Here is a 12226-nt window from a genome sequence, read left to right on the forward strand (position 1 = left end):
TGCGGTCGCTGCATCCCTGACCGAGCCGTGGTCCAATGGCCAGACCGAGGGACAGATCAACCGGCTGAAAATGTTGAAGCGGCAGATGTATGGCCGCGCGGGTATCGATACGCTGAAGGCGAGGATGACCGCGATGCCATAGACAAAGCCCTGCACCAAAATTGAGTCAGGGTCAAAATTGCATGCTTGTTCACAGCAGGACCCCGTATCTGCTCCGGAACATGGTGACCATCCGCGCGATCCGGGTCCGGAGCGCAGACATCCCGTGTGTTCCGATGCGGCGCATCCGCCGTCGGGTCCGGACCTGAGGCGCACCAACGGCGCATTCCCCTGATCATGGACCGGGCCGCCTGGCCAGTGCTGACCTGGCGGCTTTCGAACAGTCCGTCATGTGGCCCCCATGCCGGACGGATGCCGGGGTCTGGATCCCGTCCCTCGAAGACGCGATGCGGCTCGATGGGCGGTCCGGGGTGTCCGGCACGGATCGGAGAATGCAAGCCGCCAGCGCCCGTTTTACCGACATGCTGCAGGATGCAGGGCCAGGATCTCCGTGGATGCGCGCGGCCGCTGGAAGGACATTGTCACGATCGAACGTCCATGGTGCTCCGTGTAATATGAGGGCGAGCACGTGAACGCTTTCGAGACGGGATCAGGGGCCCGGCATCGGCAGGTGGGTTATCTCGCATGTCACCCGGCATCCGTCTGGCGCTTGGCGGACGGAGGCCGGTCGAGGCCGGATGGCGGCATGATCAGAAGGCGAGCCGAAAGCCGCCGCGACACTGTCCGGACATCGGGAATCGCGTCAGTCGCCCTGTGCCGGGCCCAAGCCTTGGCGACGCGCTCGGGATGCCCAGGGCGAAGCAGGGCATGTGCGCAGGAGGAGGGGGCAAGGGGGAGGCGGGCCTCCCCCTTCCGGCTCAGGTCCGGACCGACTTCAGCGGCACCGCGCCGTCGCGGCCGCCGCCATGGGCGTCGATGAATTCCAGCACCAGCGGCCGGATGTTGTTGCGCCAGCTCTTGCCCGCGAAGATGCCGTAGTGGCCGGCATTGGGCTCGAGATGCGAGAACTTCTTCTCGTCGGGCAGGCCGGTCAGCAGGTCGAGCGCCGCAAGGCACTGCCCCGGGGCGGAGATGTCGTCCTTCTCGCCCTCGACGATCTTCACCGCGACATTGGTGATCTTGCCGATATCGACCGTCTGCCCGGCCACGACGAAGCGGTTCTGGGCGATCTCCAGCCCCTTGAAGAGCCGCTCCACCGTCGAGAGGTAGAACTCGGCCGGCATGTCCATCACCGCCAGGTACTCGTCGTAGAAGCGGTTGTGGTGGTCGTTGTCGCGCGCTTCGCCCTTCGCCACGCGGAGGATCTGGTTGAAGAAGGCCTCGCCATGGCGGTCGGCATTCATCGACATGAAGGAGGTGAGCTGCAGGAGCCCCGGATAGACCATCCGCCCGGCGCCGGCATACTTGAAGCCGACGCGCTGGATCGCCAGCTCCTCGAGCTGGCCCATGGTGATGCGGCGGCCGAAATCGGTCACGTCGGTCGGCGCGGCATCGGGGTCGATCGGACCGCCGATCAGGGTCAGGGTCGCGGGCTGGGCCTCGGGGTTCTTCTCCGCCAGGTAGGCGGTGGCCGCAAGCGTCAGCGGCGCGGGCTGGCAGACCGCGATCACGTGGATGTCCGGCCCCAGATGCTCCATGAAATCGACGAGGTAGAGCGTGTAGTCCTCGACATCGAACTTGCCGCAGCTCACCGGGATGTCGCGGGCATTGTGCCAGTCCGTCACGTAGACGTCGCAATCGGGCAGGAGCGAGGCCACGGTAGAGCGCAACAGTGTGGCATAATGGCCCGACATTGGCGCCACGACCAGAACCTGGCGCGCCATCTCGGGGCGGCCCTGCACGGCGAATTTCACCAGGTTGCCGAAGGGCCGCTCGACCACGGAATGGGTGCTGACCAGGTGGTCGCGGCCGTCCTTGCCGACGACGCTGTGGATGCCCCAGTCGGGCTTTGCGATCATGCGGGAGAACGATCTTTCAACCACTTCGCCCCAGGCGGCCATCATGCCGAAGGCGGGGGTCGGGGCCAGGCCGGTTGCGGGGTAGGAGCCGAAGGAGCGGGCCGTGGAGCCGAGCCACTGGCTGGCATTCCGCACCGTCTCCATCATGTCGTAAGTCAGCATGTAACGCATGGGACGCAATCTCCGTCACTCAACGACCGGGAACTGTGATCGGCCCGGTTCAATTCGCCGCTTTTCCCATGAGGGTCGCGCCGATAGTCTGAAGTCGCGGGAAAGTACGGTGGAACGGACAAGATGACAACCGACGAAAAAGATACTGCGGCGAACCTTGACCGCCTGAACAACAATATTGCGCGCATGGAGGAACTGTCCCAGAGGCTGGTGCGCGCCATGACCAGCAAGCGCGCGATCGATCCCAATCTGCAGGCGCCGGACCGCGACGTGTTCGTCAAGGCGATGACCGCCTACATGTCGGAAATGATCAACAACCCCGCCAAGATCATCGAGCACCAGGTGTCCTACTGGGGCAAGATGCTCAAGCACTATGTCGAGGCGCAGCACCTGCTGACGACGGGCAAGCTCGGGGTGCCCTCGGATCCGACGCCCAAGGATCCGCGCTTCCAGAATCCGCTCTGGGACAGCCATCCCTATTTCAACTTCCTCAAGCAGAACTACCTGCTGACCTCCGAGGCGATCTCGCATGCGATCAACGGGCTCGACGGGCTCGACGGGGTGGACCGCAAGAAGATCGAGTACTTCACCCAGCAGATCATCAACATGATGTCGCCGACCAACTTCCTCGGCACCAATCCCGAGGCGCTGGAGCGCGCGGTGGCGACCGAGGGCGAGTCGCTGGTGAAGGGGCTGGAGAACCTCGTGCGCGACATCGAGGCCAATAATGGCGAGGTCCTCGTCTCGCTGGCCGACAACGACGCCTTCAAGGTCGGCCAGAACATCGCCACCTCCGAGGGCTCGGTGGTCTACCGCAACCGGATGTTCGAGCTGATCCAGTACGCGCCGACGACCGAGCAGGTGCGCAAGACGCCGATCGTGCTGTTCCCGCCCTGGATCAACAAGTTCTACATCCTCGACCTGAAGCCGAAGAACTCGCTGGTCAAATGGATCGTCGACCAGGGCTACACGCTCTTCGTGGTCAGCTGGATCAACCCCGACCGGTCCTATTCCGATATCGGCCTCGACGACTATGTCGAGGAGGGCTACCTGACCGCGATCGAGCAGGTGAAGGCGATCACCGGCGAGCCCAAGGTCAACGCGATCGGCTACTGCATCGCGGGCACCGCGCTGTCGCTGACGCTGGCCATGCTGGAGAAGCGCAAGGACAAGTCGGTCAACGCGGCGACCTTCTTCACCACGATGACCGATTTTTCCGATCCGGGCGAAATCGGCGTCTTCCTCGGCGACGACTTCGTCGACGCGATCGAGCGCGAGGTGGCCAAGCAGGGGATCCTCGACAAGTTCTTCATGACGCGGACCTTCAGCTTCCTGCGCTCGAACGACCTAGTCTACGGCCCCGCGATCAAGAGCTACATGCTGGGGGACACGCCGCCGGCCTTCGACCTGCTATTCTGGAACGGCGACGGCACCAACCTGCCGGGCAAGATGGCGGTCGAGTACCTGCGCAAGCTCTGCCAGCACAACGAGTTCTACAATGGCGAGTTCAAGATCTGCGGCGAGACCGTGTCGCCCGAGGACATCAAGCTCCCGGTCTGCTCGATCGCCTGCGAGACCGACCATATCGCGATCGCCAAGGGCTGCTATACCGGCTTCCAGAAATTCGGCAGCCGCTCGAAGACCTTCATCCTGTCGCAGTCGGGCCATATCGCGGGGATCGTCAATCCGCCGTCGAAACGGAAATACGGGCATTACACGAATCCCGATCTCAAGTTAAGTTTCGACGAGTGGAAGGCGCAGGCCGAGTTCACCGAAGGGACCTGGTGGTTCCGGTGGGAGGAGTGGCTGCGCAAGAAATCCGGGGCGCTGGTCCCGGCACGCCAGGTCGGCAATGTGTCGCACCCGGCGCTCGATCCCGCGCCCGGCACCTATGTCGTGCGCAAGCCCGAAGCCGCGTGACCAGTAAAGGCGCGGTTCGCATGTGAATCGGGGCTCCCGCCGCCAGAGCGGGAGCTGCCCTAGGGGCAGGCAAGCACCTGTACGGAAAGGAAAACTTTCCGGCACCGATTTTGCTGCGCTGCAGCATAGATTTTCCGAGCAGAATCCTCGCTGACGCAGCAAGATTGTTGCGCACCTATTGCTGCACCATTGGTGCATCTTCCTGTGTTTGCAGGCTAATTTGGCGCAAACTGCAAATCGATCTTGACCATGGATGCTGCCGCGACGCAGCGAATCCCTCTTGATTTGCTGCGTCGCAGCATATATGAATATCCACAGGCGCAGGAGGCGGGTCCTTCCCGCCGGAGTTTTAGGAGAGAGCAACCATGGCCACGAAAACCAACGACCTGACCAAGATGATGCAGGACATGATGAGCGCGTTCCCGATGGATACCAAAGCCATGCAGGACGCCTTCAAGACCCAGGCGACGCTGGGCGAGAAGATGTCGAAAGTCGCGCTGGAAGCAGCCGAGAAGTCGACCGACATCTCCTCCAAGTACGCCAAGGAAACCCTGACGAAGATCGCCGCGCTGTCGACCGTCAAGGACGAGCCGACCGACTACACCAAGGCGATGACCGATTTCGCGTCGGCCCAGGCCGAGATGACCGCAGAGACCATGGCCGCCTTCGCCGAAGTCGCGAAGAAAGTGCAGATGGAAACCGTCGAGCTGATGCTGGCCGCCGGCAAGGACATCTCCGAGGACGCGACCGCAGCCGTCAAGAAGGCCACTGCCGAAGTGACCTCCGCTGCCAAGAAAGCCGCTGCTTCCTGATAGGCGCAGCCCTGCTGTAACGAGTTCCCATGTGAGTGCCGGTCCGGAACCTCCCTTCCGGACCGAAGGCGGGGCGGGCGAAAGCTCGCCCTTTTCTTTTTGTTTTCGCTCCCCTACTCTGCAACGCAGCGCTTAAAGGGAGGGCTCCGAGTGGCCGACAAAGACCAGCCGCTTTTGATCAAGCGATATGCCAGTCGCCGACTCTACAATACCGAAACCAGCGATTACGTGACCCTCGAGGATATCGCAGGTTTCATCCGCGACGGCCGCGAGGTGAAGGTGGTCGATCTCAAGAGCGGCGACGACCTGACCCGGCAGTACCTGCTGCAGATCATCGCCGAGCACGAGGGCCGCGGCGAGAACGTCCTGCCGATCGCGGTGCTGACCGATCTGGTGCGCAGCTACACCACCTCGGCGCAGAGCGTCGTTCCGCAATTCCTGCAGATGAGCTTCGACATGCTTCGGGAGGGCCAGTCGAAGATGATGCAGAACATCACCTCCATGCCCAATCCGATGCTGCCGATGTCCGGGCTCGAGGCGATGAAGCGCCAGCAGCAGGCCTTCCTGTCCTCGATGATCCCCGGCTGGCCGGGCGCGTCGGCAGGGCAGGGCGGCGAGGAGAAGCCCGCCCAGGGCGAGACCGAGCTGGCCGATATCAAGCGCCAGCTCGCCGATCTGCAGGCGAAGCTGTCCAAGCTCAACGAACCGGACTGATCCGCGGGCGTCCCGCGGCCGGATCATGGTAGAATCAGCGGGACGCATAACGCTCTGGGCCGTCGAGGTCTTTGCCGCGATTGTCGGCGAAGGCTCGATTTCCGGGGCCGCCCGCAGGCTGGAGGCCAGCCCGTCCTCGGTCAGCCAGCAGCTTTCCAATCTCGAATCGGCGCTCTCGGCGAGGCTCGTGGACCGCGCCGCCCGGCCGGTCCGCCTGACCGCGGCCGGGGCGCTCTTCCACCGCCGCGCGCTCAACATCCTCGGCGAGGCGGCGCAGGCCCGCGCGGAGCTCGCCACCCGCGATCTCAGCCACCTGTCGCATCTGCGCCTCGGCATGATCGAGGATTTCGACGCCGACGTGACGCCGCGCTTCCTCTCCGAAATGGCGGGCGAGCTAGGCAGCTGCCGCTTCCTGCTGGAGACCGGCGCCAGCCACGCACTGGCCGCGCAGCTCTCGGGGCGCTCGCTCGACATGATCGTCGCCGCCGAGATGGGCGAGACCGAGCCCTGGATGGAGATCCATCCGCTGATGGAGGAGCCCTTCGTCGCGGTGACCCCGGCCGGGCGCGAGGCCGATCTGGCGACGCTGGGCGATCTGCCCTTCATCCACTACACGCAGCGCCATCACATGGGCCGGGCCATCGCCTCGCATCTGGCGCGGCACAGCCTGCAGCTCGACCACCGGTTCGAGCTCGACAGCTATCACGCGATCATGGCGCTGGTGGCGGAGCGGGCGGGCTGGACCATCGCCACGCCGCTGGGCGTGCTGCGCGCGCACCGCTTCCTCGACCGGGTGACGATGTCGCCGCTGCCGGTGCCGCCGCTGTCGCGGTCGATCGTGCTGACCGCGCGCCAGGGGCTTCTGGGCGGCGTGCCGGTGCGCACCGCGGCGCGGCTGCGCCAGATCATCGGTGACCTGGTGATCGCCCCGGCACTGGTCCGCGACCCCTGGCTGGCGCCGCTCCTGCGGCTGCGCGGCGAGGCGGGCGACGCCGCCCGCAGCTGATCCGCCGCGCCCCGGACTGCAACATTTGCCATCCGCGCCAGCCGCCGCGACCCGGCCGCCGCCAAGGGATCGCAGCGCAAGCCATTGAGCGAAAAGCATTCCGCAACTTTCCCGTGCTGTAACATTCCGCACCCCGTCCGCACGTCCCGTCACCGTTGCGCGCCCCCGGCTGCGCGGCAGGGCGGCAGCGGCTACTCTTGGGTCAGCCGCAGTTCAGACAGGGAGGTCCGCCATGTTGCGCCGTCTCGCCGCCACCGCCATTCTCCTCGCCGCCGCCAGTGCCGCCCGCGCCGGGCCGCAATATGTCGATGCCACGGGCTATGCCGCCTCGGGCCATGACGTGGTCGCCTATTTCGACCTGGAGCAGGCGCCGCCGGGCCAGTCGCAGCCCGCGCCGGTGCGGGGCCGCGAAAGCATCACCGCGACCTATAACGGCGCCGTCTTCGCCTTCGCCAGCGAGGAGAACCGCGACCGCTTCCTCGCCGATCCCGAGGCCTTCGCGCCGCAATTCGACGGCCATTGCGCTTATGGCGTCGCCGTCGGCGGCAAGGTGCCGGGCAGCCCCGAGCTCTGGCGGATCGTCGACGGCAAGCTCTATCTCAATATCAGCCGCCGCGTCGCCCGCACCTGGGAGGAGGACATTCCCGGCTATCTGGAGAAGGCCTCGGAGGAATGGCCCGATCTGGAGCCTGCCGCCGCCTCGGCAGATCCGGTGCCGCGCTACCGCGCCGTGGGGCCGCTGTCGCAATGACGGCAGGCGCCCGGGCCCCCGCTGCCCGCCCGCTCGCCCGCCGCTGGCTGATAGCGGCAGGGGCGGCGGCCGTCCTTGGCGGAGGTGCGTCGCTCGCCCGCTACCACCTGCTGGCGCCGGCCGAGGAGGGTCTGCTCTTGACGCCGGAGGAGGCCTATCGCCGGGTGCGGATCGACCGGCTGCTGCTGGTCGATATCCGCCGCCCCGACGAATGGCAGCGCACGGGCCTGGCGGTGGGGGCGCATCCGCTCGACCTGCGCCGCCCGGATTTCGCCGAGGCGCTGGCCGAGCTGGCCGGCGGCAACCGGCGGCGGCCGGTGGCGCTGATCTGCGCCGCCGGAGTGCGCTCGCGCCGCGAGGCGGAGAAGCTGGAAGAGGCGGGCTTCACCCGCGTCTACGATATCCCCGAAGGCATGGAAGGCTCGCGCGCCGGGCCGGGATGGCTGGCCAGGCGCTTGCCGATTGTGCCATGGTCGGGGGGATGATGCTGCTCCGACACCTGCTCCTGTGCCTTTCGCTGCTGCTGCCCTTGCCCGCCTTCGCCTGCGGCGGGACAGAGTTCTGCGCCACCTCCACCGGGCGCTACCTGCTGTCGCTGCCAGACGGGCCGCCGCAGGGCGCGGTGGTCTTCCTGCATGGCCATGGCGGCAGCGCCGAGGGATCGATGCGCAACCGCGAGATGGCGGAGGCGGTGCTTGGCCGCGGCTATGCGCTGGCCGCGGCGGAGGGCATGCCGCGCGGACGGGGCAACGGCAATTCCTGGGCCTTCCGCGGCGGCGGCCGGGACGAGCCCGGCTATTTCGCCGAGCTCTTCACCCAGCTTGCAGAGCGCCACGGCGTGCCGCGCGACCGCATCCTGATGGCGGGCTTTTCGGCGGGGGGCTTCATGACCAGCTACCTCGCCTGCGCGGAGCCCGGGATCGCCCGCGGCTTCGCTCCGGTCTCGGGCGGGTTCTGGCGGCCCATGCCGGAGAGCTGCGCCGGGCCGGTGCGGCTCTTCCACACCCATGGCTGGAGCGACCGGACCGTGCCGCTCGAAGGGCGCTACCTGGGCAATGCGGGGGCGGCGCAGGGCGACATCTTCGCCGGGATGGAGCTCTGGCGGCAGGCCAATGGCTGCGACGCGATGCGGCCCGACCAGATCACCGCCGAAGGCCCGTTCTGGCGCCGCAGCTGGACGGGTTGCACCCCCGGATCCTCGCTGGAATTTGCGCTGTTTCCCGGCGGGCACATGGTGCCGCCGGGCTGGGCCGGCATGGTGCTCGACTGGTTCGAGGCACTGCCCTGAGGTTCAGCCCGCCGGGACCAGCCGGTCCTCCCACAGGGCGTCCATCCGCGCCTGCGCCCCGGCAAGCGTCGTGGCGCCCCCCGCGGCGAGAAGCGCCAGCGCCGCCGTGCCGGTGACGGTCGCGCGGGCGAAGGCATCCTCGCGCTCGCCCGACCAGAGCCGTCCCAGATCGCCCTTCTGCGGCTCGGCATCGGCCAGCCGCCGGGTGTCGTCGATCAGCGGCTCCACCGTCTGCTCGTGCACGGCGCCGTCCTCCAGCCCGTAGACCAGGATCTGCTTGGCGGGGTGGCGCTCGAACTCGCCGCCGCCGCCCTTGATGACCATCAGGTTGCGCTCGCCCAGAAGCGCGGCGGCATCCTGCTGCAGCCCGCGATAGGGCGGGTGGAAGACGCCCAGCACGCTGGCCGGCGCGCCAGAGGGGTTCATCGAGCGCAGCGCGGTATTGACCGGCGAGCGCAGCCCGAGCAGGTCGCGCAGCTTCAGCACGCGCAGAAGCTCGGGGTCCATCGCCTCCAGCGGGACATAGACGATATGGTTGCGCTCGAGCGCCGTCTTCGCCCCGTCAAGCGTCGTCGCCGCGGGAATGCCGGCCTCGCCCAGATGGGCGCGGATTTCGGCATGGGGGTTCTGGTGGCTGTTCCAGCCATGCAGCAGCACGCGCTGGCCGGACATGGCGACGAGCCGCGCAGCCAGCAGGAAAAGCGGCAGCCCGCGCGAGCGGCCGGCCGCATAGCTCGGCCAGTCGAGCGTCGCGGGCAGCGTCGCCCAGGGCTTCAGCCGCGCGCGCATCGCATCGACGAAGCCCGCGATCTCCTCGCCCGTCTCGCCGCGGTAGCGCATCAGCATCAGCAGCGCGCCCACCGCCTCGGGCGGGGCGGTGCCGTCGAGGATGGCGGCCATCGCTTCCTGCGCTTCCTTGCGGTCGAGATTGCGGGACCGGCCCGGGCCGCGGCCGAGGGCGCGAACGAGATGGGCGAGGGATGTCACTGGGCTGCCTCCTGCTGGCGGGTGCTGGTCAGGATAGCACGTAGTTCCGACTTGCAGGAGCCGCAATTGGTCCCGGCCTGGCAGGCGGCGCCGATTGCCTCGACATCGGCCAGGTTGCCCTCCTCGATGGCGGCGATGATGGTATTCACGCCGACCGAGAAACACGAGCAGACGATGGCGCCCTGGTCCGGCTGGTCCTCGCCCGGCCGCGCGGCCAGCACGGCGCCCGGGTTGCCGCTGCCCAGCGATCCCGCCAGGTAGCTGCGTGCCGCCGTGACCGGCCGGGGCGCGGCGAAGAAGGCGGCGGCGACGCGGCCCTCGACCATCAGCGCGACGCGGGCGATGCCGCGGGCGCGGTCGCTGACGGTGACCGCCTCGGCCTCCGGCAGATCGAAGAGCGTGCGGGCGAAGGCCTCCCAGTCCTCGGGCGCCTCGGTGCCGGCCAGCTCCATCCGCCATCCCGCCGCGGTGCGCGCCCGCGCCCAGTAGGCGGTCCCGGCCCGCGGCTCATTGGCCGAGACGGCGAAGCCGTACCAGGCCGGGGCGAGGGCGGCGACCTCCACCGGGCTCGCCTTGCTCTCGGGCTGGCCCGAGACCGGATCGGTATTGGCCTCGACCAGCGCGTCGATCCGGCCCGCCGAGGCGTATTGCCCGGTCCAGTGCATCGGCGCGAAGACCGAGCCCGTCGCCACGCGGTCGGTGACGACGAGGCGCAGCACGGCGCGGCCATGCGGGCTGGCCACCTGCACCAGATCGGCGGCGCCGAGCCCGCGGGCCTCCGCATCGGCGGGGTTCATCTCCAGGAAGGGCTCGGCGATATGCTGGCTCAGCCGCGGCGACAGCGCGGTGCGCGTCATCGTGTGCCAGTGGTCGCGCACCCGCCCGGTATTGAGCCGCAGCGGGAAGATCGACGAGGTCTTCGAGGCCGGCGGCCGCGCGGTGACGGCCAGCATCCGGCCGCGCCGGTCGGGGGTGTAGAACCCGCCCTCGGCGAAGAACCGTCCGCCCTTGCGGGCCTGCGTGACCGGCCAGACCTGCGGCGCCAGCGCATCGTAGTCGCTGTCCGAGACGTCCTTCAGCCCGGAAATGTCGAAATCCCGGCCGAGCTGGCCCGCGATCTCCGACAGCGCCGCGTATTCGCGGAAGATCTCGGCGGGCGAGCTGTAGTCGAAGGCCGCGCCCCAGCCCATCTTCTCCGCCACCGCGCAGACCGCCTGCCAGTCATGGCGCGCCTCGCCCGGGGCGGGCAGGATGGCGCGCTGGCGCGAGATGCAGCGCTCGGAATTGGTGACGGTGCCGGTCTTCTCCGACCAGCCGGTGGCGGGCAGGAAGACATCCGCCAGCTTCGCCGTGTCGGTGTCCGAGAACATGTCCGAGACCATGACGAAGGGGCAGGCGGCAATCGCGGCGGCCACGGCATCGGCCTCGGGCATCGAGACGACCGGGTTGGTGCACATGATCCAGAGCGCCTTGATCCGCCCGTCGCCGACGGCGCGGAACATATCCACGGCCTTCAGCCCGGGCTGCGCGGCGATGGCCGGGGCGTCCCAGAAGTCGCGCACCGCCAGCCGGTGGGCAGGATCCTCGATATCGAGATGGCAGGCCAGCATGTTCGCCAGCCCGCCGACCTCGCGCCCGCCCATCGCATTGGGCTGGCCGGTCACCGAGAAGGGGCCCATGCCGGGCCGCCCGATCCGCCCGGTGGCGAGGTGGCAGTTGACGATGGCATTGACCTTGTCCGCGCCCGAGGAGGACTGGTTCACCCCCTGCGAATAGACCGTCACGACCTTCTCGGAGCGGATCCACAGGTCGTAGAAGGCCTGCAGCTCCTCGCGGCCGAGGCCGGTCGCAGCCGGGTCGTCGGTGCTGGCGGCGTCGAGCGCTTCCTTGAAGCCCGCGACATGGGCGGTGACATAGTCCTGGTCGACCGCGCCCTGGGCGGCGATCTGCGCCAGGAGCCCGTTGAACAGCGCTACATCCGAGCCCGGCGCGACGGCCAGATGCATCTCCGCCATGTCCGAGCTCGCCGTGCGGCGCGGGTCGATGTTGACGATCTTCATCTCCGGCCGCGCGGTCTTCGCCGCCAGGATATGCTGGTAGAGCACCGGGTGGCACCAGGCGAGGTTGGAGCCGACCAGGACGATCAGGTCGGCCTCCTCCAGGTCGGCATACTGCCCGGGCACCGTGTCGGTGCCGAAGGCGCGCTTGTGCCCGGCCACTGAGGAGGCCATGCAGAGCCGCGAATTCGTGTCGATATTCGCCGAGCCGATGAAGCCCTTCATCAGCTTGTTGGCGACATAGTAATCCTCGGTCAGCAGCTGCCCCGAGACGTAGAAGGCGACCGAGTCGGGCCCGTGCGCGGCGATCGTCTCGCGGAAGCGCGCGGCGGCCAGCGTCGTGGCCTCGTCCCAGCTCGCCACGGCGCCGCCGATCAGCGGCTGCGTCGCCCTGCCTGCCAGCGCGAGCGTTTCGCCGAGGGCGGAGCCCTTCGAGCAGAGGCGGCCGCGATTGGCGGGGTGGGCGGGGTCGCCCTTGATGGCGAGGCCGCCCGTGCCGTCG

The 12226-nt window shown here is 68.0% G+C and carries 10 protein-coding genes; 7 read left to right on the forward strand and 3 right to left on the reverse strand.

Annotated elements, in window-relative coordinates; translation table 11 throughout:
* Positions 1-917: 917 nt before the first annotated feature.
* Complete coding sequence (gene phaZ, locus FGX59_RS34365) at positions 918-2189, reverse strand: polyhydroxyalkanoate depolymerase (RefSeq protein ID WP_138472927.1); 1272 nt, start codon at positions 2187-2189, stop codon at positions 918-920.
* A 123-nt stretch (positions 2190-2312) separates the two neighbouring features.
* On the opposite strand from phaZ, the gene FGX59_RS34370 reads away from it, so the two are divergent.
* The 7 genes from FGX59_RS34370 (at position 2313) to FGX59_RS34400 (ending at position 8680) form a co-directional block, all read left to right on the forward strand.
* Entirely contained in the window at positions 2313-4109 is a 1797-nt protein-coding gene (locus tag FGX59_RS34370) for an alpha/beta hydrolase (RefSeq protein WP_138472929.1), read from the forward strand.
* A 365-nt stretch (positions 4110-4474) separates the two neighbouring features.
* The gene (locus tag FGX59_RS34375; RefSeq protein WP_138472931.1) at positions 4475-4921 is read left to right on the forward strand and encodes a phasin family protein; all 447 of its coding nucleotides are present in this window, start codon (positions 4475-4477) and stop codon (positions 4919-4921) included.
* Between the two features lie 150 nt (positions 4922-5071).
* Positions 5072-5635, forward strand: a complete 564-nt coding sequence (gene phaR, locus FGX59_RS34380; protein ID WP_138472933.1) for a polyhydroxyalkanoate synthesis repressor PhaR — start codon at positions 5072-5074, stop codon at positions 5633-5635.
* Between the two features lie 25 nt (positions 5636-5660).
* Positions 5661-6641, forward strand: a complete 981-nt coding sequence (locus FGX59_RS34385; RefSeq protein WP_138472935.1) for a LysR family transcriptional regulator — start codon at positions 5661-5663, stop codon at positions 6639-6641.
* 235 nt (positions 6642-6876) lie between these two features.
* Complete coding sequence (locus FGX59_RS34390) at positions 6877-7392, forward strand: YHS domain-containing (seleno)protein (protein WP_305036049.1); 516 nt, start codon at positions 6877-6879, stop codon at positions 7390-7392.
* On the forward strand, positions 7389-7877 hold the full coding sequence (locus FGX59_RS34395; RefSeq protein ID WP_138472939.1) for a rhodanese-like domain-containing protein: 489 nt from the start codon (positions 7389-7391) through the stop codon (positions 7875-7877). Before FGX59_RS34390 ends, FGX59_RS34395 begins: the two co-directional genes overlap by 4 nt.
* A complete protein-coding gene (locus tag FGX59_RS34400; RefSeq protein WP_240722845.1) occupies positions 7877-8680 on the forward strand; it encodes a polyhydroxybutyrate depolymerase in 804 nt (267 codons plus the stop codon). Before FGX59_RS34395 ends, FGX59_RS34400 begins: the two co-directional genes overlap by 1 nt.
* Before the next feature lie 3 nt (positions 8681-8683).
* On the opposite strand, the gene FGX59_RS34405 is transcribed toward FGX59_RS34400, so the two are convergent.
* Together FGX59_RS34405 and FGX59_RS34410 are read right to left on the reverse strand one after the other, a co-directional pair.
* Positions 8684-9667, reverse strand: coding sequence for a glycosyl transferase family protein (locus tag FGX59_RS34405; protein ID WP_138472943.1), 984 nt, complete (start codon positions 9665-9667; stop codon positions 8684-8686).
* A partial coding sequence (locus FGX59_RS34410) for a nitrate reductase (protein WP_138472945.1) occupies positions 9664-12226 on the reverse strand: 2563 nt, incomplete at its 5' end. The genes FGX59_RS34410 and FGX59_RS34405, both read right to left, overlap by 4 nt.

This window comes from Poseidonocella sp. HB161398, from assembly GCF_005870025.1.
Taxonomy (GTDB): Bacteria; Pseudomonadota; Alphaproteobacteria; order Rhodobacterales; family Rhodobacteraceae; genus Mangrovicoccus.

What these genes read in the sequence shown, in the direction of transcription:
- phaZ (WP_138472927.1), bottom strand. Translation starts at nt 2,189, where the DNA reads ATGCGTTACATGCTGACTTACGACATGATGGAGACGGTGCGGAATGCC.
- FGX59_RS34370 (WP_138472929.1), top strand. Translation starts at nt 2,313, where the DNA reads ATGACAACCGACGAAAAAGATACTGCGGCGAACCTTGACCGCCTGAAC.
- FGX59_RS34375 (WP_138472931.1), top strand. Translation starts at nt 4,475, where the DNA reads ATGGCCACGAAAACCAACGACCTGACCAAGATGATGCAGGACATGATG.
- FGX59_RS34385 (WP_138472935.1), top strand. Translation starts at nt 5,661, where the DNA reads ATGGTAGAATCAGCGGGACGCATAACGCTCTGGGCCGTCGAGGTCTTT.
- FGX59_RS34395 (WP_138472939.1), top strand. Translation starts at nt 7,389, where the DNA reads ATGACGGCAGGCGCCCGGGCCCCCGCTGCCCGCCCGCTCGCCCGCCGC.
- FGX59_RS34400 (WP_240722845.1), top strand. Translation starts at nt 7,877, where the DNA reads ATGCTGCTCCGACACCTGCTCCTGTGCCTTTCGCTGCTGCTGCCCTTG.